The sequence below is a fragment of the Lysinibacillus sp. NPDC093692 genome (genome assembly GCF_050280125.1).
Taxonomy (GTDB): domain Bacteria; phylum Bacillota; class Bacilli; order Bacillales_A; family Planococcaceae; genus Lysinibacillus.
The window spans coordinates 304,343-330,074 of record NZ_JBNNUW010000001.1 but is presented as its reverse complement, the minus strand read 5'-3'; the positions used below and the strand labels follow the sequence as shown (position 1 = coordinate 330,074).

The 25,732-nt window shown below is 37.7% G+C and carries 20 protein-coding genes and 1 other annotated feature; of the genes, 5 read left to right on the top strand and 15 right to left on the bottom strand.

Annotated features, from left to right (window positions below; all coding sequences use genetic code 11):
- Positions 1–198 precede the first annotated feature (198 nt).
- From pepF to ACQKN4_RS01410, 5 genes are all read right to left on the bottom strand, one after another.
- Positions 199–2,010, bottom strand: coding sequence for an oligoendopeptidase F (pepF, locus tag ACQKN4_RS01430; protein ID WP_427481852.1), 1,812 nt, complete (start codon positions 2,008–2,010; stop codon positions 199–201).
- Between the two features lie 48 nt (positions 2,011–2,058).
- Entirely contained in the window at positions 2,059–3,180 is a 1,122-nt protein-coding gene (locus tag ACQKN4_RS01425; protein WP_079559562.1) for a competence protein CoiA, read from the bottom strand.
- A 215-nt stretch (positions 3,181–3,395) separates the two neighbouring features.
- Complete coding sequence (mecA, locus tag ACQKN4_RS01420; protein ID WP_079559561.1) at positions 3,396–4,064, bottom strand: adaptor protein MecA; 669 nt, start codon at positions 4,062–4,064, stop codon at positions 3,396–3,398.
- Between the two features lie 433 nt (positions 4,065–4,497).
- Positions 4,498–4,893, bottom strand: coding sequence for a transcriptional regulator SpxA (gene spxA, locus ACQKN4_RS01415; protein WP_024362527.1), 396 nt, complete (start codon positions 4,891–4,893; stop codon positions 4,498–4,500).
- A gap of 698 nt (positions 4,894–5,591) precedes the next feature.
- Positions 5,592–5,824 (top strand) — a binding site (T-box leader).
- Positions 5,825–5,907: 83 nt separating this feature from the next.
- Positions 5,908–6,087 (bottom strand): hypothetical protein, encoded by a 180-nt coding sequence (locus ACQKN4_RS01410; protein ID WP_427481850.1) that lies wholly within the window; start codon positions 6,085–6,087, stop codon positions 5,908–5,910.
- A gap of 149 nt (positions 6,088–6,236) precedes the next feature.
- Here ACQKN4_RS01410 and trpS point away from each other — a divergent pair, with 149 nt between their 5' ends.
- Complete coding sequence (trpS, locus tag ACQKN4_RS01405; RefSeq protein ID WP_427481848.1) at positions 6,237–7,226, top strand: tryptophan--tRNA ligase; 990 nt, start codon at positions 6,237–6,239, stop codon at positions 7,224–7,226.
- 643 nt (positions 7,227–7,869) lie between these two features.
- On the opposite strand, the gene fabF is transcribed toward trpS, so the two are convergent.
- Together fabF and ACQKN4_RS01395 are read right to left on the bottom strand one after the other, a co-directional pair.
- On the bottom strand, positions 7,870–9,111 hold the full coding sequence (fabF, locus tag ACQKN4_RS01400; RefSeq protein WP_079559557.1) for a beta-ketoacyl-ACP synthase II: 1,242 nt from the start codon (positions 9,109–9,111) through the stop codon (positions 7,870–7,872).
- 30 nt (positions 9,112–9,141) lie between these two features.
- Positions 9,142–10,080: a beta-ketoacyl-ACP synthase III gene (locus ACQKN4_RS01395; RefSeq protein WP_427481845.1), complete on the bottom strand. Its 939-nt coding sequence runs from the start codon at positions 10,078–10,080 to the stop codon at positions 9,142–9,144.
- Positions 10,081–10,481: 401 nt separating this feature from the next.
- Between ACQKN4_RS01395 and ACQKN4_RS01390 the strand changes: the two genes are divergently transcribed.
- Complete coding sequence (locus ACQKN4_RS01390; RefSeq protein ID WP_079559555.1) at positions 10,482–10,676, top strand: YjzD family protein; 195 nt, start codon at positions 10,482–10,484, stop codon at positions 10,674–10,676.
- A 47-nt stretch (positions 10,677–10,723) separates the two neighbouring features.
- On the opposite strand, the gene ACQKN4_RS01385 is transcribed toward ACQKN4_RS01390, so the two are convergent.
- Positions 10,724–12,850, bottom strand: a complete 2,127-nt coding sequence (locus tag ACQKN4_RS01385; protein WP_427481843.1) for an ATP-dependent Clp protease ATP-binding subunit — start codon at positions 12,848–12,850, stop codon at positions 10,724–10,726.
- Between the two features lie 269 nt (positions 12,851–13,119).
- Here ACQKN4_RS01385 and ACQKN4_RS01380 point away from each other — a divergent pair, with 269 nt between their 5' ends.
- The gene (locus ACQKN4_RS01380) at positions 13,120–13,806 is read left to right on the top strand and encodes a Crp/Fnr family transcriptional regulator (RefSeq protein WP_079559810.1); all 687 of its coding nucleotides are present in this window, start codon (positions 13,120–13,122) and stop codon (positions 13,804–13,806) included.
- Positions 13,807–13,874: 68 nt separating this feature from the next.
- Here the strand turns inward: ACQKN4_RS01380 and ACQKN4_RS01375 are convergent, their stop codons facing one another.
- Positions 13,875–14,183: a metal-sulfur cluster assembly factor gene (locus tag ACQKN4_RS01375; RefSeq protein WP_079559553.1), complete on the bottom strand. Its 309-nt coding sequence runs from the start codon at positions 14,181–14,183 to the stop codon at positions 13,875–13,877.
- A gap of 53 nt (positions 14,184–14,236) precedes the next feature.
- Positions 14,237–15,001: a prolyl oligopeptidase family serine peptidase gene (locus ACQKN4_RS01370; RefSeq protein WP_079559552.1), complete on the bottom strand. Its 765-nt coding sequence runs from the start codon at positions 14,999–15,001 to the stop codon at positions 14,237–14,239.
- Between the two features lie 121 nt (positions 15,002–15,122).
- Here ACQKN4_RS01370 and ACQKN4_RS01365 point away from each other — a divergent pair, with 121 nt between their 5' ends.
- Entirely contained in the window at positions 15,123–15,932 is an 810-nt protein-coding gene (locus ACQKN4_RS01365; RefSeq protein ID WP_079559551.1) for a Cof-type HAD-IIB family hydrolase, read from the top strand.
- Positions 15,933–16,287: 355 nt separating this feature from the next.
- Positions 16,288–17,145, top strand: a complete 858-nt coding sequence (locus ACQKN4_RS01360) for a DegV family protein (RefSeq protein WP_079559550.1) — start codon at positions 16,288–16,290, stop codon at positions 17,143–17,145.
- 59 nt (positions 17,146–17,204) lie between these two features.
- Here ACQKN4_RS01360 and ACQKN4_RS01355 read toward each other — a convergent pair whose 3' ends face one another.
- The 5 genes from ACQKN4_RS01355 to addA all read right to left on the bottom strand — a co-directional run bounded on the left by ACQKN4_RS01355 (position 17,205) and on the right by addA (position 25,732).
- Positions 17,205–18,695: an alpha-amylase family glycosyl hydrolase gene (locus ACQKN4_RS01355; protein ID WP_427481839.1), complete on the bottom strand. Its 1,491-nt coding sequence runs from the start codon at positions 18,693–18,695 to the stop codon at positions 17,205–17,207.
- Between the two features lie 199 nt (positions 18,696–18,894).
- Entirely contained in the window at positions 18,895–19,263 is a 369-nt protein-coding gene (locus ACQKN4_RS01350) for a YisL family protein (protein WP_349659098.1), read from the bottom strand.
- A 211-nt stretch (positions 19,264–19,474) separates the two neighbouring features.
- The gene (locus ACQKN4_RS01345) at positions 19,475–20,377 is read right to left on the bottom strand and encodes a fumarylacetoacetate hydrolase family protein (RefSeq protein ID WP_079559548.1); all 903 of its coding nucleotides are present in this window, start codon (positions 20,375–20,377) and stop codon (positions 19,475–19,477) included.
- A gap of 372 nt (positions 20,378–20,749) precedes the next feature.
- Entirely contained in the window at positions 20,750–21,916 is a 1,167-nt protein-coding gene (locus ACQKN4_RS01340) for a DUF418 domain-containing protein (RefSeq protein ID WP_079559547.1), read from the bottom strand.
- A 99-nt stretch (positions 21,917–22,015) separates the two neighbouring features.
- The gene (gene addA / locus ACQKN4_RS01335) at positions 22,016–25,732 is read right to left on the bottom strand and encodes a helicase-exonuclease AddAB subunit AddA (RefSeq protein WP_427481836.1); all 3,717 of its coding nucleotides are present in this window, start codon (positions 25,730–25,732) and stop codon (positions 22,016–22,018) included.

Here is a 25,732-nt window from a genome sequence, read left to right as displayed (position 1 = left end):
TCACGGAATAGTAAATATAGCAACAAGTCCAATGATAGATTCACAAATTTGTCAAATAGAAAGCGATTACAAACAGTATTTTTTCAAGATACGCACTTTTAAACATTTGGAAATCAAAAAAAATCATTATTCTTACAATTTTTATTATTTAATTAATCATAGAAAAAGGCTGTAGGGAAATTCCTACAGCCTTCCAAATTAATTATTCAACAATAATTTTTCTAACTCATTTAAACGTTCTTCAAATACTTTACATGCATCGTCAATCGGTTGTGCAACGTTCATATCAACGCCTGCTGCCTTTAATACCTCAATTGGAAAATTAGAGCAGCCTGCTTTTAAGAAGTTATTAATATAACGTTCTACAGCTGGTGTACCCTCTTCTAAAATCTGTTTACTTAATGCTGTCGCAGCTGATTTACCTGTAGCATATTGATACACATAGTAGTTATAGTAGAAGTGTGGAATACGAGCCCATTCTAAGCCGATTTCCTCATCTACAACAATATCCTCACCGAAGTATTGTTTATTTAAATTATAGTAAACCTCTGTTAGACGCTCTGCTGTTAAAGATTCACCATTTTTATCCATTTGGTGGATTAGGTGTTCAAATTCAGCAAACATTGTTTGTCTGAAAACAGTACTTCTGAAGCCGTCTAGCCAATGATTTAATAAATAAATTTTCTGTTGAGGGTCTTCAATTGTTTTCAGTAAATAATCATTTAACAGCTCCTCGTTACAAGTTGAAGCTACTTCCGCTACAAAAATAGAATAATCGCCATAAACGAACGGCTGATTTTTACGTGAATAATAACTGTGTACACTATGACCAAATTCATGCGCTAGTGTAAACAGATTATTAACATTGTCTTGCCAGTTCATTAATATATATGGATTTGTTCCATAAGCACCTGAAGAGTACGCACCACTGCGTTTCCCTTTGTTTTCTAAGACATCCACCCAACGATTATCTAGACCACCTTGAACAATGCCTTGATATTCCTCACCTAGTGGCGCTAAAGCTTTTACTAAAATATCCTTCGCTTCGTCGTAAGTGATTTTCATATCCACTTCCTTAACGAGTGGAGCAAATAAATCCCACATATGCAATTCGTCTACACCTAAAAGCTTTTTACGTAACGAAATATAGCGCTGCATAGCTGGTAAATGCTTATGGACTGTTTCTACTAATTGATCATAAACACTTTCCGGAATGAAGTTATTAGACATCGCTGCGTGACGTGCAGAATCATAATTACGAATACGTGCACTAACATTATGCTTTTTCACATTGCCCGTTAATGTAGCGGAAAACGTATTTTTAAAGTTACCGTAAGTTTCGTACATTGCTTTAAAAGCATTTTCACGAACAGTGCGATCTTTACTTTCTAAAAACTTAATATAGTTACCGTGTGTTAGCTGTACTTCTTCCCCTTCTTCATTTTTCACTTTAGGGAAGACAATATCAGCGTTATTTAACATACTAAATGCATTTGAAGCAGTACCTGTAACCTCAGACATTTGTGCAAGTAACGCTTCCTGCTCTGCTGGTAATACATGCGGACGTGCCATCGTGATTTCTTTTAATGATTGCTTATACAGTTGTAAGTCTTTGTTTTCTGCTAAGTAACTTTCTATCGTTTCTTCACTCAATGATAAAATCTCAGGTGTTAAAAATGATAGGGCAGCCGAAATACTAGTCGCTAATGTTTGAATACGACTATTCATATCTTGATAGAAGCTATTTGTCGTATCTTGGTCATTACGCATATGAGCATACGTGTAAAGCTTCATTGCACGTTCATAAATTTCATCGTGATAAGTTAGAACTGCCGCTAATTCATCTGCTCCATTTTTCACAGTACCTGCATAACTAGGTGCTTTTTTCGCAAGTTCTGCAACTTCTTTATACTCTTCTTCCCATAGGGCATCAGTTGCAAATATATCCTCTAAGCGCCAAGTTAACTCTTTTGGAACATCATTTCTTACTAAAACTTGATTACTAGCCATGTGCCAGCCCCCTTTATATGTGCGTTTTTCCTATACTCTCATATTTTCTCAGTATATTGCGTCAATTGCAAATAAATGTGCGTACACTCGCTCACAAATATCCGGAAAACGATCATCTTTTTCATCCCTTTTCGCCAGTACCATTCCGTAATTTTTAATAGCTTGTACAGCCTGGATTGTAACCTCTATATGTTGTTGGCTTAAAAACAATCGTATATTTCTCTCGTCTAGTTCATGAGGTGCTAATTGTAAACAACGACAAAAATGATGTAAAATCGTTTGCCACTCTATAGAAAACCTCGGTATTGCCTCTCCATCTTTTACCGGAATACCTACGTAATCAGGCATCCCCGTTAAAGCAAAGCCTAACTCATACCTACTTCGTAAAAATGCATCTTGCACCCCATTTTTACTATGGAATAATCGTTGATATACAAATTGCTTACAATACTTTTTATAAAGCTGCCAATACAGACGAAATTCCTCTTTCGTAATTGTCTTAGGCTCATAAAAAGGAAAATGTTGCTTGTGAATAGTTAATTCCTGTACTTTACCTATAAAAGTATGCCCATGAACATAAAGAAGATTCGCCCAATAAATAAATCTCGATGTGTTTGCATCATATGTCACTAAATAAGACAAGCCTAATGCTGTGGCATTTAGCACTTTTTGCATAATCGGAGAAATGGAAATTTTTTGAACACCTTGTGTAGTTTGTCTTTGAGGTGTTTGAAAAAGCCACAACGGCTGTATACAATTTTTCTCATATCCAGATGTACGTAATAGCCACTTTTCATGAGAAATTGTACTACATTGAAATTCAATGGCAATTTGCTTATGCTCCTTGATCAAAAGCATATCTGGCCGCTGTGAAAGCTTCCTTAAAAAGGGCTCCAGCTTTACTGTATGCCCGAGTTTTTTTAACCATTCAAATAATTGGACTTTTCCTTGTAAATGAAGTTTTGATTCACCCTCTGCAAATAACTGTACACAGCTATTAGTAGCAATATGAGCGAAATGAGGGATATTATATTTGCCTATCTTTAATTGGACAGGCTGCTGGCATTGAGGACAATAAAATTTCATCTGCCGCCTATATCGTTGTAAAGCTTCCCTTGAATATTGGTATGGGAGAAAAATCTGTTGCTGCTCATTATAGGCCATAAGCATAAAATCATCTCCTTTTTGCCTAATTGTATAGGAGCCTTTTTATAGCGACAAATAAAGTACGGCTTTTTCTTGAAATTTATAAATTGCTATCTTTTTTAATTACTTACGTTACCAAAAACACTTACTGAAAGAAGTTAAATAAAAAGACTGCAAACAAACTTGATAATCACCAAGTTTGTTTACAGTCTAAACCACTGAATCAAGTACTCATTACTTTAAATAAAATATTTTCGTACAGTTTCAAAGCAATCAAATTCCATAATTTTTTCGCCATATTCCTCTAAACGATGGATTGTAAAATTCGATGGTAGTAAAAATTCTTTAATAACCGCATTTCTATCGTGATGATTTAGCTCTTCTTCTGCGTTCGCAAAGTCAACTACCAGATAGTACCAATTTTCATATTTAAATAATGAGGAATCCACTAATTCATCTGTTATGCGTTTCGCTACAGGGATTAACTCATCAATATCTTTAAATTTATAAACATAAATGTCTGTATCCATAAATAATTCTGACTCATCAATGTCACCAAATTGAGTTAGTTGACTGAGAAGATCCTCTCCAACATCCTCGAATGGAGCAAACATATCTTTGTGTTCATCAAAATGCGAAGAACCATCTAAGGTTTCACCGTCTTTTAAAATATGTGCACGTGTGACAATGATCTCTAAGCCTACTTCAGAAGCATTGATATGAATCCAAATTGGACCTTCTACATCAAAATAATCCTCCGTATTTACTTCATCAATCATATCCCAAAAAAGTTGTTCACCCTTTGCTCGATTGTACCAAATTTCTTCACGACTATAGCCGCGATCCTCTATATCATTGTACGTAATAAAGAGCTTGAGTGTATTTTCGTTTACACGTTCGATGTCCACTAGACCTCATCTCCCTTCACTGTCATTTGTCGAAAAACAGTTTATTTCATTAGTATGCTATTATTCATTGTTTTTAACCTCATACTTCATTTTTGTTTTTCAACCTTTGACCACACTACAGTAAACCCTTCGAGCAACCGAAATTAAAAAATTAATGTCCACAGTTGTCTCTAATTATATTGTATGCTGTTCTGTCATAAAATGAAAAGGATATACACCGTTTCACAGAAGTTATTTGAATTATTGAAATTGTAGTAAACTATTAAGCTAAAATCAAGTTTAACATACTTTACCGAAATATATGACTTTTCCCTATTATTTATTATACTCTATATAGAAGGATTTACATAAGAAAAACACAAAAAAATAGATGTCACAATATGCTTGTTGCATATGTAACATCTAATACTATTCTATGCAGAATACGGCAATATTAGTTCACCATACGCTGTGCTTCTTGCAATTGATAAGCACGAACCTTACGAGGTAGGAAACGGCGAATTTCATCCTCGTTGTAGCCGACCTGTAAACGTTTTTCATCTAAAATAATGGGACGACGTAATAAACCTGGATACTCTTGAATTAATTCGTATAAACGTTGTAATGGCAAGCTTTCCACATCAACATTTAATTTTTGGAAAATTTTTGATCGAGTTGAAATAATTTCATCCGTACCATCTTCTGTCATACGCAAAATTTCTTTAATTTCACTAATGCTTAATGGTTCAGAAAATATATTACGTTCTGTATATGGGATTTCATGCTCCTCTAACCATGCTTTAGCTTTTCGGCAAGACGTACAACTTGGTGATGTAAATAAAGTTACTATCATACTGACACATCCTTTCCTTTTAATCATTATCTATAAACTAGTGTGTTAAATTAGAATTAATGTAATTTAAATATACATACCATTATACAGTACTCTGTGATGTTTGAATATAGTTCCAATAAAAAAAGAATACCCATTTGACATGAAATTTTCTGTTTTTTCACATAAACTTCAAAGTAGTTACTTCTTGAGATCTGTAATGACCTACTACTAACATTCCCATTCGTAGAGCATTTTAAACATCCACTGCTTGATTGTTTTTGTTCTCATTTAAAAATTTTAAACGAGAATACTGTCAATTCTGTGTGTACAAATATAGACGTATTTTTACTAATATCGGTTGCATTTCCAAATAAATTGATTGTTACCATAACGTGCGGTTGATTTCTGTTCCGAATGGGAATTTTACTGGGGGCGTCCAGTCGGAACGAAGATCAACTTATGTATATGGAATGTGTTTTAACAAATGTCATTCGCAAATTTTGGTGTTGAGCCACACCTTCATATAATTTACTGAAATAAAAAAGCAACAAAAGTAGCATATAACTTTCTTCCGAGAAAAAACACCGCCAAAAGTCTGACTTTACACACTTGCTTTTCACCGAGCCTTTATAATATAATTTTTTGCAATAAATCAATTATGTCTTTGGTGAATTCACCTCGCCATCTATGCAGATGGAAGACAGGTATTGAGCTAAAAAACGCTGACGAAGAGTAGTACATTTGCCTTTTACACGTTTAGAGAGTCTGTGGTTGCTGCAAACAGATCGTGTAAGCATTTGGAATGGACTTCCGAGTTAGCTTTGTGAACGACTTAATTTCTTCCTTAAGTCTATTAGCAAAGCTCGTCCCTTCACGTTACGAAGAAGAGTGGCCGTTTTAGGCAAGCTGGGTGGTACCGCGGATTCAAACATCATTCGTCCCTTCATTAGAAAACTAATGAGGACGCATGATGTTTTTTTATTTTGGTTCATCACCCAAAATTGTGAATGACTTTTATTAAAACGTCTATTATGAAAAAGTTGATTGTAGTGGAGACTGGGCGACTCCTTGGGGATTAGCGATAGAGGAACGAAGGCTAAATGCATCACATCCTGTGATAACGCCTTCGTGACCAACATCCTGCTGCTGTCGCTTCGTTAGCACTACGCTTTCGCGCAAAAAACATCCTGTTTGCCCCAAGCGGCTCATCGGACGCCCCCAGGAAGCTCTGCGCGAAAGCGTAGCGGCAGCAACAAAGCGCCCAGTCGGAACGGAAATCAACCACACGTTTTGGTGATGACTCTTCATTTTGATATTTATGTAAAAACAAGGGACTTAAATTCAAGGAGGAAATGACAATGACAACTATTTTTTCAGGCGTACAGCCAACAGGTATTGTAACTTTAGGGAACTATTTAGGAGCATTTAAGCAATTCCCTTCATTACAAGATGAAGGTGATGCTGTTTATTGTATCGTCGATCAGCATGCAATAACAGTGGCTCAAGATCCAAAAGAATTACGTCAAAATATTCGCAACCTAGCAGCAACGTATATTGCTACTGGCATCGACCCTAAAAAATCGACATTATTTATTCAATCAGAAGTACCAGCTCACGCACAAGCAGGCTGGATGTTACAATGCGTTGCATCGATTGGTGAGCTTGAACGTATGACACAATTTAAAGATAAATCGCACGGGAAGGAAAGCGTATCTGCCGCTCTTTTAACATATCCACCATTGATGGCAGCAGACATCCTTTTGTATAACACAAACATTGTTCCTGTCGGTGATGATCAGAAGCAGCATATTGAGCTTACTCGTGATCTAGCAGAGCGTTTTAACAAACGTTATGGTGACGTTTTAACGATTCCTGAAATTCAATTACCTAAAGCAGGAGCTCGTATCAAATCACTACAAGAACCTACAAAGAAAATGAGTAAATCTGATCCAAATACAAAAGCGACAATCAAGCTGTTAGATTCAGCGAAAGATATTGAGAAAAAAATTAAATCTGCTGTTACTGACTCTGATGGTATTGTGGCATTTGATGTGGAAAATAAACCTGGTGTTTCTAATTTACTAACAATCGAATCTGCCATTTCAGGCGTATCTATTGACGACCTTGTAAAAAAATACGAGGGCGTTGGCTATGGTGGTTTCAAGCAAGGTGTTGCAGCAACGGTTATTGATCACCTGACACCAATTCAAGAGAAATTCTATCACTTGGTGGAATCATCAGAATTAGACATCATTTTAGATGAAGGTGCTGAAAAGGCAAATGCTATTGCTAGCGCTACATTAAAACGCATGGAAGAAGCAATGGGTCTTGGCCGTGCACGTCGCTAAGAAAAAAGCTTTAACATGAAATGAAGAAATACTGTAGCTTTGTTGAAACTTATCGAAGAGCTTGGCCAAAAAGAGAGTAATCTAAGTATTACATCTTATCCTTGTTTATCGTTTTATCATAACCAAGATCAAGCACAACAGCACATAACACAACGATTGATCCAATTGCCACATAAAATGCTGCTGTCTGTGCCATAAATTTAAAAACAACTATCCAGGTATATCCGAGTGTCCGATAATTCAAATACAATATGAGATTCCCAACGGAGAGAATCAATAAGCCGTAGCTCACTAAAAATAAAAAGAGTCGTACCAAGTTAGGGCATCCTTTCTATTTTTTCTTTATTATCATCTATTCATAAAACTATAAAAAAAGACGTCAGCCATTTAAATTAGGCTGACGTTTTTTATGTTGTTCATATTAAATAACGTAAGGTTCTTCTGCAAAACGAGGAGGTGATTTCCGTTCCGGCTAGGCGCTTTCCTGGGGGCGTCCGATGAGCCGCTGATCCCCAAGGAGTCGCCCAACCTTCACTCCAATCAACCACTTTACATATCGTGTATCTTTTGACATGACACTCTTATTTTTAATAATAAAAAAAGTGGGGATAATGAAATCCCCACTAATTAAAGTTTTACTTTATTATTCCTCGATTTTTTTGAATAGTAGACTAGCGTTGTGTCCACCAAACCCAAGTGAGTTACTCATTGCATATTGAATATCTACTTTTCGAGCTTCATTTGGCACATAATCTAAATCACATTCTGGATCTGCGTCTGTTAAATTAATTGTAGGTGGTAAAATGCCTTCTTTAAGTGCTAGCGCTGTGAAAATAGCTTCAACACCACCAGCTGCACCTAATAAGTGACCTGTCATTGATTTTGTTGAACTCATTGCAAGCTTATAGGCATGTTCACCAAAAACAGTTTTTACTGCTTGTGTTTCAAATAAATCGTTATATGGTGTACTTGTTCCATGGGCATTAATATAGTCAACTTGTGAAGCTTCTACGCCGCCATCAGATAATGCTTGCATCATTGCACGAGAAGCACCTTCCCCTTCAGGAGCTGGAGCTGTAATATGATGTGCATCTCCTGTTGCACCATAGCCAAGAACTTCTGCGTAAATTTTAGCACCGCGTGCTTTTGCGTGCTCATATTCTTCCAAAATAACAATCCCAGCACCTTCACCGATAATGAAACCATCGCGATTTTTATCGAATGGACGGCAAGCTTTTTCTGGATCAGTGCTTAAAGATAATGCAGTATTAGCGCAGAAGCCTGCTACTGCCATCGTAACGATTGGCGACTCAGCACCGCCCGAAATCATAACATCTGCATCGCCGCGTTCAATGACTTTAAAAGCATCCCCAATAGAGTTTGTACCTGAAGCACAAGCAGTTACTGAACAAGAGTTAATGCCCTTTGCACCAAAGTGGATCGACACTTGGCCTGAAGCCATATCTGGAATCATCATTGGAATAAAGAATGGACTTACTCTTCTTGCTCCACGCTCTTGGAAAGTTAAAAATTGTTGTTCATATGTTTCCATACCGCCGATGCCAGAGCCAATCCAGACACCTGCACGTGGTGCTAGCTCTTCATCGATTGTTAATTGTGCATCTTCCATCGCCATGATAGATGCTGCTAAAGCATACTGTGTAAAGCGATCCATTTTACGAGCTTCTTTACGTTCGATATACTTTTCGATATTAAAATCCTTCACTTCAGCAGCAACTTTTGCTGCGAAAAGATCTTTATTTAAACGCGTTAATTCGCCAACGCCAGATTTTCCAGCTTTAATGTTAGTCCATGTTTCTTCGATGCTATTTCCTAGTGGTGTAACTGCGCCAATTCCTGTAATTACTACTCGTCGTTTACTCATTGTATTACTCCCCTCAAGCATTTTTCGTTTTTATTTTCCCCATCTCATTGTAACGGCACCCCATGTTAAGCCACCGCCAAATCCAACAAGTACTACTAAATCATCATCTTTTATCTTACCTGCTTCAAGCTCATCTACCAAGGAAATACCAATAGATGCCGCAGACGTATTCCCATATTTGTGAATCGTTTTTGACATTTTTTCCGGTGGTAGCTCTAGACGCTCACGAGCTGATTCCATAATTCGAATATTCGCCTGATGCGGCACTAAAAAATCTACGTCTTCTTTTGTTAAACCTGCTTTTTCTAAAACGTTCATTGCAGATTCACCCATTTGACGAACGGCAAATTTAAATACTTCACGGCCATTCATAGCGATTGTATCTTGCTGTGTTAAATACAAATTCTTTCCACCTGTACCGTCAGCACCAAGTTCAAATGATAAAATACCTCTACCTTCTGATACTGGACCAATAATTACTGCACTTGCACCGTCACCGAATAATACAGCGGTATTACGATCTTCCCAGTCAAGTACTTTCGACAGCTTTTCAACACCTACTACTAAGACATATTTATAAGCATTTGATTCTACAAACTGCTTTGCCGTCACTAAACTATATATAAACCCTGCACAAGCTGCCGCTTGGTCCATCGCTGCTGCATTAACTGCTCCAATTTGCTCCTGAACCATACATGCGACACTTGGAAAATTTTGATCTTGTGTTACTGTCGCTACGAGGATTAAGCCTATTTCCTCTGGTGAAATTCCTGCTTTTTCAATAGCCTCTTTTGCTGCAGCTACTGCTAAATCTGAAGTTTCCTGATCATCAGCAGCAAAATGACGCTGCTCAATCCCTGTGCGAGTTCGAATCCATTCATCCGAAGTATCCATTATTTTTTCTAAATCAAAATTCGTAACGACCTTCTCCGGAACGTATTTGGCAATCCCTAAAATACCAGCGTTCATTTAGCAACCCCTCTGCTTTCTTACTATCAATTATTAGTAACTGGTCATAATTATAACTCATAAATAAGATCAGGTGCAAGATGAATTAAAATTAATGCTTTTTTTCCTATCAATTCCACCACGAATTAATCACTGCGTGAAATCGGGCGCTTGATAGCAATTGTATAGAATTTAGCGGGGCTTGAAGCACTTCTACACGCTACGACACACAAGTATTTGTGACGTCTTTTAATTTCAGTGATGTATTGAAATTGCATTAAAAATAAAAAAAATGTTATTGTTGTGACAAATTCGCCATGTTTCACAGAAAAGGTTCTTTTTTTTTCGATTTATGTTATGATATGATAATGAATATGTAGTAAAATCTTATGATATAAAAAAGTTCGGTTGAGGTGAAATTAATGCGATATATCGTAACATTCATATGGTCATTCCTACTAGTTTCAATGTTAAACTACGTAGTAGGCTCTGTACTTGGTGCAGAATTTGATATCGATACTGCTATTGTTACATCAGTTGTATTTACAATTCTTGTTTTCATTATCGGTGCAATTATTCCAAACGAGTCAACTCCAGAAGCTGCAGACAATCATTAATTCAACTAGAAAAAACCTGTTTCGCTCAATGCGGAACAGGTTTTTTGTTATTTTTCAACGACACATTGACCATCATGCATTTTAATGTGCAATGTTTCTCCTGGTAATACTTCACCTCGAAGCAATTCTTTTGCAACCGCAGTTTCAATATAACGTTGCACGAAGCGTTTTAATGGTCTTGCGCCGAACTGAGCATCTGCTCCTTGTTCGACAACCCAATCAACTACATTTTGTTCTACTTGTAAAGTAATGTCTTGCTCTGCAACTCGTTTGACAAGCTGTTCGATATATTTCCATGCAATGGCTGTAAAATGCTCATCTGATAGTGCATGGAACATAATAATATCATCCATACGATTTAACAGCTCTGGTTTAAAATGTTGACGCAGTGCAGCCATCACTAAATCCTCAACAGCAGCATCGGCTTCTTTTGCTTCCATTAAATAGCTTGAGCCAATGTTAGAAGTTAAAATGACCACTGTGTTCGTAAAGTTAACCATACGCCCCTGGCTATCAGTAATGCGACCATCATCTAAAATTTGTAGTAAAATATTTGCGACATCCGGATGGGCCTTTTCAATTTCATCTAATAAAACAACTGAATACGGATTTCGGCGAACAGCTTCTGTTAATTGACCACCTTCCTCATAGCCAACATAGCCTGGAGGTGCCCCTACAAGGCGCGATATGCTATGTTTCTCCATATATTCACTCATATCAATGCGAATAAAATGATCCTCAGAATCAAACAATTGTGCCGCTAGTGCCTTCGCAAGCTCTGTTTTACCAACACCTGTTGGTCCTAGGAATAAAAAGCTACCAATTGGTCGATGCGGATCTTTAATACCCGCTCGAGCACGCCATACCGCTTCCGTAACAAGCTGTACTGCATTATCTTGTCCGATTACACGCTCATGCAATGTATCTTTTAAGCGCAATAATTTTTCTCGCTCACCTTCTACTAATTTCGTCACTGGTATTCCCGTCCAGCGCGAAACGATTGATGCAATTTCATCAGCCGTTACCTCTTCACGCAAAATACGTGATTCCGTACCATTTTCTAATTGTTTTTCCATCTCTTGAATGTCCTTTTCAAGTGTAGGAATTTTCCCATGACGTAGTTCAGCTGCTTTATTTAAATCATATTTACTTTCTGCTTCATCTAAGTCGCGGCGGTATTTATCAAGTTTTTCACGTTTTTTCTGAATGCCGTGTAACGCTTCTTTTTCGGTTTCCCATTGTTTACGCATGCCCTCAGAGGATTCTTTGAGCTTTGTTAATTCCTCACTGAGCTGCTCTAGACGTTTTTTACTCGCCTCGTCTTTTTCATTACGCAATGCTTGCTCCTCAATTTCAAGCTGCATAATACGGCGTGTAACTGCATCCAATTCCTGTGGCATGGAATCAATTTCTGTTCGAATCATCGCACATGCTTCATCGATTAAATCGATCGCTTTATCTGGCAGGAAACGCTCTGTAATATAGCGATTGGAAAGCCCCGCTGCCGCTACGATTGCACGGTCATGAATACGTACCGCATGATGCAACTCAAAGCGCTCTTTCAAGCCTCGTAAAATGGAAACTGTATCTTCAATAGACGGCTCTCGTACAAGCACCTGCTGGAAACGACGCTCTAAAGCAGGATCTTTTTCAATATACATACGGTATTCATCTAATGTTGTAGCCCCGATACAATGTAGCTCACCTCGTGCAAGCATTGGTTTAAGCATATTCCCAGCGTCCATTGCACCATCCGTTTTACCAGCACCAACAATTGTATGAATTTCATCGATAAATAAAATGATGCGTCCCTCTGATTCTTTTACTTCTTTTAATACACCTTTTAAGCGCTCTTCAAATTGGCCACGATAACTAGCACCTGCTATTAAAGCACTCATATCCAGCTCATACAGTACGCAATCTTTTAACCCCTCAGGAACATCGCCCTTTACTATACGTTGAGCTAACCCTTCTACAATAGCTGTTTTACCAACCCCAGGCTCCCCTATTAAGACAGGATTATTTTTCGTTTTGCGTGTTAAAATACGAATGACATTACGAATTTCTTCGTCACGACCGATAACCGGATCCATTTTACCGTTTTTAACTTCTTCTATTAAATTACGTCCAAATTGTTCTAATGGCTTTTTGTCATTTGTTTGTTGAAATTGCATATTTAGCACTCCTTTTTAATAATGTTAATCGGAATCCCGTTTGCCATTCTATTTCATAGAAAATGTTTGACCTTTTTTGACTAACTTTATTTTACAACACTCGACAAACTAGAGCAAAGAATTAGCCCTAAAATTTCTTCACTTATTACTGGAAAACTACGTTATAATGAAAGTATATTTCTTAGATCTAGTAAATTGCTCACTTAATTTTGTAATAATTAAACAATTTTTACGAAAAAAGAAAGAGATGTGTTGAAGATATGGCTATTATGGATAATATACAGGAGAAATTTCACGATCTTTTTCAAAAGCACGGTGTTTTTATTAAAGTGAATAAGGATAGTAAAATCTTTTTAGAGGGCGAACGTGCGAAAGAAATTTATTATATAAAAACAGGAGCTATCTCGATTAGTCAGGAAACGGAGAATGGAAAGGAATTAACCATTCGTATTTGTGGTCCTGATAGCATCATTGGAGAAAGCTCATTATTTTGCAACTTTACGTATAATTCGATGACCGCTAAAGTACTAGAGCCCTCCAGTTTATATGTTCTTAGCCTTGAAACATTAGAACTTTTACTAGTGGAACAGCCTATTTTAATGGTGGAGTATATGAAGTGGTTGCAAACAGAAAATTTAAAGCATCAAAGCCGTTTGCGTGATTTGATTTTACATGGGAAAAAGGGCGCTTTATTTTCAACGCTTATCCGTCTTTCAAACACTTATGGGAAGCCGTTAGAAAATGACACTATTTATATTGACTTCCCGTTAACACATACAGAGATTGCTAATTTATGTGCAACGAGTCGAGAGATGATTAATCGCATGCTGAATGACTTAAAGAAGCACAATATTATATCTTTTGAAAAAGGTTATATAACCATTCACGATCTACAATTTTTAAAGGATGAAATCGCCTGTGAAAATTGTCCGTTACAAATATGTCGTATTGATTAGTACACTTACATACGAAATCCCCGCTTATGAGTTATAAGCGGGGATTTTTTATCGTGCTTTAAGTGAACTTAGCGTACACCTAATGCCATTTTTGCATAGCGTGACATTCTATCTTTTGACCAAGGTGGATTCCATACAATATTTACATTTGTACTTTTCACCTCTGGAAGCTCACCTAATGCTGTATTCACTTGATCAACAATAACAGGTCCCATCGGGCAGCCCATAGACGTTAACGTCATTGTAACAATTGCTGCACCCTCTTCATCTAACTCTACATCATATACTAAACCTAAGTTGACGATATCAATACCAAGCTCAGGGTCAATTACATTTTCTAATGCACCGAACATGCTGTCTTTCATATCTTGATCCATCTGTATTTCTCCTTCCGTCACAGTGTTAACTTAATCATAGCAGATGCATCTTATTATGCCAAATGCTGTGCAAGCCATTCAGTTGCTGCTAACATACCATCACGTGGCACAGTATGACCTGCTTTCTTATTCGCTATAAATTTTAAGTTTTCTGGATTTTTTTCATAATATTTGCGTAAAGTTAAATAAAAATCATACGTTTCCTTGAAAGGTACAGTTTTATCTAACTCCCCATGCCAAAATAGAACAGGTCGTTCTGCAAATTTGTCTGGTGTTAGGCTCACATCATATTTAGCTAGAAGCTCATTCGTTTGTTGTACTTCTTCTTCGGACATCGGCAAATTCACACCGTTTTTAGCGAATTGCTGTAATTGATACTCCGCTAATTTAGTGAAACTTGGTGCACCCATGCAAACTGCTGCTGTCTTGATCCAATCATAGCGCTTTAAACAGCCTGATGTGACAATACCACCCATTGATGTACCAGAAATACCAATTTTATCATTCACTAATAATTTTTTATTCTTTAATTCATTATATAATTGTTCCACTTCATGAATAGAATTTAAAACAATATCCCAAAAATGTAAGCTCAATTGCATCTCAGTTAGGCCTTCACTACGGTCGCCATGTAATTTTGCATCTGGCAATAGGACACGCACCCCTCTGCCTACTAATTGATATGCATAATGTAAGTTATGTTCTTTTGCACTCGTGAAACCATGTAAAAAAATTACTACCGGGGTTTCTTCATTCATATTTTCCGTATGTATATGTAATAAAGGAATATTTCCCCACAATTCTTTCTCAACAATCATCTTTGTCACTCCCAACATTTGTCTCATCTTTATGTTAGCAAACTTTTTTCACTGTGACAAAATTTTGACGAATGGTTTACAAAACGATACTATTCAAAATATAAGAAAGGGGCAATAAGCTATGAAACCGCATTTAATCGTTTTGGACTTAGATGGTACGTTATTAACGGACCAACAACAAATTTCAGCAAAAACTAAAAAAACATTATTGCAGGCAAAGGAACAAGGCCATCAAGTTATGATTGCTACCGGTCGTCCTTATCGTGCGAGTGATCTTTACTATCACGAGCTTGGCCTTACAACGCCCATCGTAAATTTTAATGGTGCTTACGTCCACCATCCTAAAAATGCTGCTTGGCAGACTAAACATACTCCTATTGATTTAAGCGTAGTACATGATGTCGTCAATTCCATCAATAGCTATGAATATGAAAATATTATAGCGGAGGTGAAGGACGATATTTATGTTCATACAGAGAACTCACGGATTTTAAATATATTTAATATGGGGAATCCTAAAATTACTCATGGGAATCTCTATACCCATTTACTTGATAACCCTACTAGTTTACTGATTCAAGCGAATGACGTGAATTCAATGATTATTCGTGACCATTTACAGGCTGTTCATGCAGAGGTCATTGAACATCGTCGTTGGGGTGCCCCACTTCACATTATTGAAATTGTTCGCCGTGGCTTAAATAAAGCAGTAGGAATCGCTCATGTAGCACAAGATTTAGGTATCCCACGTGAGCGTATTATTGCATTCGGTGATGAGGACAATGATTTAGAAATGATTGAATATGCCGGTATCGGTGTCGCAATGGGCAATGGCATCCCTGCTTTAAAAAACATTGCCAACGAAATTACGACAACCAATAACGACGATGGCATCGCTAAAATGCTTATCGAACGTTTAAAACTATCCTAGTTAAATAAAAAAACCCTATTTTTTGGATCATCACCATAAGTTGTGGATGTCATTCATGAAAATGTAAGCCATCTATGAAAGTTGCGCGAAGTACGCCCAGTCGGACGGAAATCAACCACATGTTATGGTGATGAGCCCATTTTTCACTTTAACTTTCGAGTTAACAATACACTGAGTTGCAATTATACTGAAACTCGATATGATATTATAACTATATAAAATTTTATTAGGAAGTAGTTTCGAGAAATATAGAGTGGAAATTGAAAACTCGACACGTGTTCACCTGTTATGTAGTATAGGTATTTGTAAACTTCTCATATAGAGTTAAAAGAATATTAAATTAGGGGGACAAATGATGAAAATTTTTACTGATAGTGGCTGTGATCTACCAAAGTCTTACTACGAAGAAAACAATATTGAACTTCTTCCACTACGAGTGCAATTGAACAATAATGAATATGATGATGTCATTTCGATTGATTCCAAAGAAATTTACGACGCTATTCGTCAAGGTGCTCGCCCAAAAACATCCCAAGTATCACCAGAGATATTTCTCAATCATTTCGAAAATCTAGCGAAAAATGAAGAAGAAGGAATCTATATTGCCTTTTCATCGGAATTATCAGGCACCTATAATACCGCTGTCATGATTCGCAATCAAGTACAGGAGCAATATCCATCCCTTAAATTAGCTATTATCGATTCTAAATGTGCTTCACTAGGTTTCGGCCTAGTAGTCGAAGAAGCCGTTCGCCTTCGAAATACAGGTGCTTCACTGGAAGAAATCGAAGCAAAAATTACAGCTCTTACTCCACAGATGGAGCACTTATTTACGGTGGAAGATTTAGATTACCTTGCTAAAGGTGGTCGTGTATCTAAGGCAAGCGCATTTCTAGGGGGGCTCCTAAGCATTAAACCCATCTTAAATGTTGAGGATGGTAAACTTGTGCCGATTGAAAAATCGCGTGGACGTAAAAAAGCCATCGCTCGCATGTTAGATTTAATGCAGGCGCGCGGTGAAAATTTCTCTGAAAAAGTTGTTGGTATTAGCCATAGTGATGATGTGGAATTTGCCAACGAAGTAAAAGCTTCTATCCAAGAAAGATTTTCACCAAAAGCCATTCAAGTAACAATGATTGGTTCAGCTATCGGCTCCCACGTAGGACCAGGTACAATTGCCATCTTCTTTACAAATAAAAGCTATCAAGCTTAACAAAAACCCCCTCCGCACTGAAAAGTGTTGAGGGGATCTTTCATTTTATCCTACTAGGATTAGTTTAGAGCATCTTGCTCTTTACGTCGTACTTTACCTCGTCTAATAATAACAACTACAAATCCTATGAATATTAACCATACTAATCCTAGTGCTACCATATAAGGTACATTTAATCCTTCATCATTTCTAACTTGATAAATCTCTACCATTTCGCGATTTAAAATAACTGGATAAACGTCTTTTTCATTAATACGAACTTTTTCTTCATGTATAATACCGTTTAGCATTTTACCTTTACCAAGCTGAGCAGGTGTTAAATCAACGCGTTGTGTTTCACTAGTATTATTAACCATGATGACCCATTTCTCTTTATCGGACGTACGTGTAAATACAAGTAGGCCATTTTCATTTGTGAGAACTTCAAAATCACCGTTGCGTAATGTCTCAGATTTATTACGTAAAGATTGGACATGTTTAATATAATCGATTAATTCTGTATCAGTTTTAAAGTTATATATTTGGTGCGTATCTGGCTTTTTTTCACCGTTCATTGCAATTTCTGTACCATATTGTACAACTGGAATTCCTGGCATCATAAATAAAGCACCCATCGCCATTTTCAAACGCGTTGGTGGGAACATATTTTCTGCTGCAGAATCAAATGTAAATCGATGCGTTTCTAACGAATCAATCATAATCTGAGTTGGTTTCTTACCTGTAAAAGGCTCCATCAACTTAGTAGAATCCATATCAACATTTTTAAAGATATTACGGTAAATATCAGCTGAAGCTTTAGAAAAGCTTGCATCAAAGTTTGCATCACTTTCTTCATTTGAAATGACATAGAGTGATTTTTTCGTATCCTTTAATGCTTTAATCACAGCATTGATAAATTCTGTATCAGCACCAGCAATATTCGTTAAACGCACTCCACCAACATCGTATGTAGAGACAAAGTCTGTTACTGATTTAACAAGTGCGTCTTGTACGTCTTTGTTTGTTAAGTCCCACTGTACTTGTCCATTATTTGTTGAAGCAATCCAGTCCTTTTTCGCTGGATCTTTTGCCCACTCATGATTCGGACTTACATTGTTTAATGGAAAATCAACCATGATCGATACGTTTTTAGCTTTATAGGCCTCAATGACACTTTGAAACTCCTCAGCTGTCCCAAAATGACGCTCAATTGAAGAGTAGCTCGTCGGCATCGATCCATCATATTTCTCAGTGGCAAAAATCGGGCCAATAGAAGCGATTGTAAAGCCCATCTCTCCTATAAATTTTAGTTTATCCTGTAAACCTGCAAAATCGCCTCCTGCAAATTTAGTAGCGTCTTGCGTATTTGTATCAAAATCGTTAGTGCCCGAACCATTAAAGAAACGATCAACGAGTAAATCATAGATGCTTTCTTCTGCAATCGTTCTTGTCGACGCTTCATCAGCATGTGCAACTGGTGTAGCACTCACTAATGAAGTTGCTAGTAAAAGCGATGCAGCTGTCGCACTTATCCACTTTTTGAATTTCACTTTTAATTCCCTCTCTTTCAAACCAATCCTCCGTCATTTTACCAAATAAAATAGTCCCCTCGCTATCAATTTAAAATATTTTCCGAAAATGACAAAATGAATTACGGCAAAAAGGTGTCAACTTCTCCTTCAAACACAATTTATCGACTTGATTGTGGGACCTGAGCAATTTCACCTTCAAAAAAAGCCGTGAAGCGAGAACTTCACGACTTTTACAAAATTATGCTAAGAAATTTTGACCCATTGGTAATTTGAAGCCTAGGAACAATGTAATCAATAAGAACACTGCAAATAAAATCCAAAACATACCAGTTGGTTTATTTTTCTTTTGACGAACTAATACCATTTCCATCATACCAATGACTAAAATACCACCTATAAATTTAAAGCCATAGAGCATACCCATACCATAATCCATGCCTTTAATAAATAGTGCTCCACCAGTAATGATAATTAAAATGTAGAATAAACGTAATGTCATATGTAAGCCTTTTGACTGCTTGCCCATTAATGCTGCAATTAAAAAGATTACAATTGCAACTACCCAAGTAGTAATATGCAAATGCGTTTGGCTAGTTAAGAAACTCATTATTGTCCCACCTCATATTCTTTTTTCTATCAAACTCTATCCTACCATGTGATGGAAAGGGTTTCAAACATTACAATAGTGTTCATATAATTTACATCAATTATGCCTCGGAAAATTGCGTCGAAGGGTCTAACTTCTTTCAGCAGATGTTTAGACACCCACTGAAAGAAGTTAAAAATCCGCGGAGGTAAACTCACGCGGATTTGAAAAATTATTCAAAATGATTCACTAAAGTACCGATGCCTTGGATAGATACTTTTACAGTATCACCAGCTTTTAAGAATTGTGGCGGATTCATGCCTTTGCCAACACCTGCTGGAGTACCTGTTAAAATAACGTCACCTGGCTCTAATGTAACATGCTGAGATAAAATCGATACTAATGATTCTACAGTGAACATCATATCTTTTGTTGAGCCGTTTTGACGTACTTCGTCGTTCACTTTTGTAACGACTGTTAAATCTTGTGGATTCGGAATTTCATCTTTTGTTACAAGGTAAGGTCCAAGTGGACAAGTTCCATCCAAGCTTTTTCCTAAGAAGAATTGCTTATGTTTTTCTTGTAAATCACGAGCTGTTAGATCATTGGCAATCGTATAGCCAAATACATAATCGTATGCTAAGTTTTTCGGAATATTTTTACCACGTTTACCAATGACAACCGCTAATTCGCCTTCATAATCCATTTTAGATGAAAGATCAGCATGAATAGAAATTGTTTGGCCATCAGCAGCAATAGCAGTCGGAGATTTTGTAAATACCATTAAGTCTGTTGGAGCTGCTTCTGCACCCATTTCTTTAGCATGTTCATCATAGTTTTTCCCAATACACATAATGTTTTTTGGTGTGCGTGGAATCGGTGATAACCACTCGATCACTGTAAATTCGCGTTTGAAACTATTAGCACGGTCTGATTTTTCAGCGGCTTCTACTAATTTACGAATCTGTTCAACAAAATCAAAGCCTAGAGCAATGCCATCTACAATTGAACTTGAAAAAGAAGGGAGAACTTGAAGTTCATTTTGAATAGCGAGTACATCCCATACTGCTTCTTCTTTTTTTACTTTTGGTCCAAAGCTTACATGTCCACCTAATTTAAATGATAAAATTTTCATGATTTTCAGAGCTCCTTCTTTTTTTTACATAATACAACAAAATTATAGAAATTGCCTTACTTTTACGAAAACTATTTTTATTCCGAATAATTTGCTGTTTTTTTACCATAAAGTGTGGTTGATATCCGTTCCGACTGGGCGCTTTCCCGGGGCGTCCGAGGAGTCGCCCAGTCTCCACTACAATCAACTTACTTACATAACATACGTTTTAACAAATGCTATCCCAACTTTTGATAATGAGCCAAATCGCAATTAATTATTCTTATTATACAAGACGTATTCATTAACTTTATGTTGCCCTCACATTAAAGATGCACGCTGATTTCTACCGCAGATTGTTCGCTTTTTGCACGAGAGTCAAGCCCTTAACATTTACCCTGCTTTCGTTTTCGCCTTATACGTTAACTTGCGCCATAAAGCCTCTAGCGGACCTTGTTGCCATTTCGCTAGCCAAATTTCTGCCACAATCATTTGTACAATAATAATGCTGACCGCAATTAGCACGCCTGTTGCGACGTTTACTTTTCCATACAAGCCAAATCCAAATTGATAAAATAGACATGTTCCAATGACCGATTGAAGTATATACATCGTAAACGACATACGCCCTATTTTCGCAAAAGGACTAAGCAATTTTGGTACACCTGGGAGTAAACAAAGTAAAACAATGAGCCCCGTATAGCCTACTGCTAAAATTGGACCACCTATGTATACTTTTAAGTAGTCTAATAAATACGTACGCGTAAACATGATCGGTGAGCTTTTAATAAAAATACCAATTGCTAACCCAGCTACCGCTAATGTCAGCCATAGCCATTTAAGCTCTCTCGCTCGTTCTACTAAACGCCATTTAGAGGCTGCGGCACCAATTAACATAAATGGTAGAATTGTAAATAATGCCACAAACCACATGCCGATTCCTGCCTGAACAGATAAATCAGTTAGACGTTGCATAAATGCATCAACCCAGCTCCCTGTTCCATAAGCAGTTATCGCCTGCTCTACTGAAGTAATATCTAAATACTCATCAATCTTTGTATTGAAATTAATATATCCTACTACAAATAACATAAAAGCTTGCATGACGCCGCTAATCATAACGCCAATTGACAATAACCAAATTGGATGTAGACGTAGTAATAGCACTAAAAAAACGCCACAAAATGCATACATCATCAAAATGTCGCCCCACCAAATGAGCACAGCATGTAGCAAACCAAATACAAATAATACAGAAAGTCTTCGAAGTCCTATCGCATAAAAATTTTGTTCACGACTTTGTGCTTTCTGCCATTGCATAGCGAGTCCGTAGCCAAATAACATGGCGAACAGTGGATAAAAGCTACTTTGTACATAAATATCTAAATTTTGCTGCCACACTATATCTGACGGTGTTGTAAACCATGATGCCAAATCAATATAGGGCATTGGCAAATAAAAGGCAAACATATTAACGAGTAAAATGCCTAGTAAGCTAATACCACGTAAAATATCTAATGTTGCGATGCGCTCCTGCAACATTGTCGGTTTTAACTCCACAAAAAAGCCTCCTCTATGTATATGGCGAAAACAGGACTTCCTAACATGCATTCCCTTATATGAAACTACCTCAGATAGCCCTGTTTTCACCGCTTTCACTTATGCATGTAAAACCCGTTCAATATCAAATAAATAGAGAACCTTATCACTCACTTTAATTTGAAGGATTGATTCAATCGCCTCACTATACACTCTAAGCTGGACACCATATCGTTCTAAAAGTTCCTTCGTCAACGCTGGTTCCTCAGCAAAATGTGATTGGATACGATCGGTCTTATAATCAAGCAAGATCCAATCCCCGTTTTCATCCTCAAATAAGCAATCAATAATTCCTTGTACAATTTGAGCGTCGCCATCTTCATCTACTCTACTAATGGTAAATGGTAATTCTCTGCGAATCGTTTTTGCTTTTTTAAAGCGTTGTCCAATGTCTGTTGTAAAGAAATTATATATTTTTTTCGACGGAACAACTTTCCCCTCAGCCTCGGTCAGAAGCTGTCTATCCACTAAATTAGTGACAAACTCCTGAACCTCCTGTACATCCATAAAGCCGTTTTGAGGGACATGTTGCATTACTGTATGAATCGCTGTCCCTATTTCTGCACCTGTCAGCTGCTTGTCCTGTAAAAAGGTTGGACGGGGTGCAACGGCCGTCGTTTTTTGCTTAGAAGGTGCTGAAAAGTAATATTCAGGCTCTTCCTGTCTTTGAAGATTTTCTAAACGCTTAATTTCACTTACAGATGTTTTTGAACGTTTTTGTGTTGATTTCTGAAACGCATATTGTGCTTGAAAGCGCATCGTAATTTCCGACTGCAAAGCTTCATCCTCTGGCGTTTCTAGCAATTGCTGTACCTCGTCCTCTAACGCCTGTATATCATACGCATAATGGCTTGTTTCAATAGCTCGTACCCACCAATGCGATACATCATCTGCTGCCTTATAAGGGGAAGCAGCAATGGCTGAAAAATCTGCATGTCTTGCTACTGCAGGCCCAAGCCAATCAAAGTAACTATTTGCTCTAGCGCGTAAATACTCCTGTAGGGGGGCATCTAGCGGCAAGCTTTGTGCATCTAGCCAATTGTCGCGGGTTTTATCCCAATTTTTTACCGAGCCTACTAAAATAAGTCGCTCCTTTGCACGTGTCATCGCTACGTATAATACACGCATTTCCTCAGCACGCATTTCCAGCTCTTTTTTCTCCTTCAAAGCTAAAAATGGTAGAGATGTATACGTAATGCGATTTTCTGGATCAACTGCCTTCACTGCAAGACCAAAATCTTGATCGAATAAATATGGGTTATGGAAATCCATTTTATTAAACGGTCGCCCCATCCCAGCCACAAAGACAACGGGATACTCTAACCCTTTAGATGAGTGAATGGTCACAAGGCGAACGACGTCATCCTTTTCTCCAATCGATTTCGCCGTCCCTAAATCGTCACCACGCGTACGCATACGATCAATAAAACGTAAAAAGCGGAATAGTCCTCGAAAGGCTGTTTTCTCATACATTAAAGCACGGTCGTGTAAAATGCGTAAATTGGCCTGACGCTGCTTCCCATTCGGCATCGCTCCAACCATCTCATAATAATGCGTATCTAAATAAATTTTCCAAATTAAATCTGACAGCGAACCACGTCGCGCTAAATCTCGCCAGTTTTCAAATGCTAACATAAATCGTTGAAGCTTCACAAAAGTGTCAGACTGCACACCAAGCCCCTCACTTCGAATGAATTGCCTTAACGCATCATAAAATGGCGCTTTCGCATCTGCTAGCCGAATTTTTGCTAGCTCATTTTCTGTTAAGCCAACAAATGGAGCGCGTAGCACTGAAGCTAAAGGAATATCCTGATATGGATTATCAACAACCTTTAGTACATTCAGCATAATCATTACTTCAAGCGCATCAAAATATCCTTTCGAGGACTCCGCATAGAGCGGGATTCCCGCAAGCTTAAATTCCTCTACTAAATCCGTCGACCATGTCATTGAACGCATTAAAATTACAATATCACTATATTTTAACGGACGTTCTGTCTTCGTTTTTGTATCGAATACGGTTGTCCCGTCTTCCATCATCTGTCGAATACGTTCAATAATAAAACGTGCCTCATACTGTGATTTTTTTAATTCTTCTAATTCAGAAGCGTCGCTTACAGTATCTTCTGCTTCTTCGTCCAACTCCTCTTCCCCGGGAGGATGCATGATGACTAGCTCTACCGGAACTTCTTTGTCATCATACGGGGCTGCTGGCTTTAGTGAAGCATTTTCATCATAAAGAATTTCTCCAACTCGCTCACCCATAATTTGTGCAAATACATAGTTTGTAGCATTCAACACTTCTTGTCGACTACGGAAGTTAGCGTTTAAATCTATACGCATCCCCGTCAAATCTGGGGTCTCTTGAAACTCGCTGTACTTTTGCATAAAAAGCTTCGGTTCTGCTAAACGGAAACGGTAAATGCTTTGTTTGACGTCCCCAACCATAAAAAGATTTCCATCTTGCTCACTACCTGTTTTCACAAGCTGTAATATCGTTTCTTGTAACATATTTGTATCTTGATATTCGTCTACAAGCACTTCTTTAAAATGTTGCTTCAAATCTAGAGCTACAGGTGAAGGCTGTAATTCACCTTCGATTTCTACAGTTAAAATTTGCAAGGCGAAATGTTCTAAATCTGAGAAATCAATAATTCCTCGTTCTAATTTTGCCATGCGGAACTGTTCACTAAAAACATTCGTCAATTCGACCAATGTTCCTATCGTAGGCCCCATTAATCGAATCTCTTCCAGCAATCGTGCAGGAGTACGAACGAAGAAAGTCTCTTTAAGCTTGTTTACAATTTTTTTAGCTGCCTCACGCTTTTTCTTAGCAAGTTCCTGTAGCTCCACATCTACTAAAGCATCCTTGGATACACGCTTTAAAGTTGACCATTTTACCGTAGCAAAATAATCAAAAAGTTCTTGCCACGTTCCTTCACGACTAATGCGAATGCCTTCCTGAATCATAGCAAAATCCATTTCTGCAGTTTCAGCATACGGTCCAGGCCCAGCAGGCTGTAGCGTAATGGAACGCATTTCAGAAATTAACACAAATGCCTCTTCAAGACTATGTTTGACTGTTAATTTCACATATTTTGATAGCTCTAAATCATCAATTGTTACGTCCGCCGCCAAGTCGTATGTCTCAGGTAGACTACGAAGCCATTTTTGAGGCTCTGCATGAACACGGGACGTATCATAAAGCTTACTTATTAACGTTTCTATTGCCTGATCATCACGATCCGATGTAAAGCTATCAACAAGACGATAGATTGCTTGAACCTGTGTTTCGTCCTCAGAATCGTAAGCATCTTCTAATACTTCGGCTAATATATCGTCCCTTAACAAAGCAACCTCTGCCTCATTTGCTATACGAAAGCCTGGATCAATATCTAGCATATAGGCGTACTGCTTCACAATAGCTAAGCAGAAAGAATGCAGCGTTGAAATTTGCGCTTTATTGACAAGGCTTAACTGGCGTCGCAAATGGTTAGAAGTTGGATTTTCTGCAATAGCCTTTTCAAGTGCCTCCGCCATACGGTGACGCATCTCAGCAGCGGATGCATTTGTGAATGTTACGACAAGTAACTCGTCGACATTGATGGGATCCTCTGTCGCTACTACCTTTTCAATCATTCGATTAATGAGAACTGCCGTTTTACCAGAGCCTGCCGCAGCCGATACAAGTGTATCCTGGCCGCTTGCATAGATTGCCTTCCACTGGTCGTCAGTCCATGTCACTTCCGCTGGCTTTTCAGGTATTTTTTGTACCAA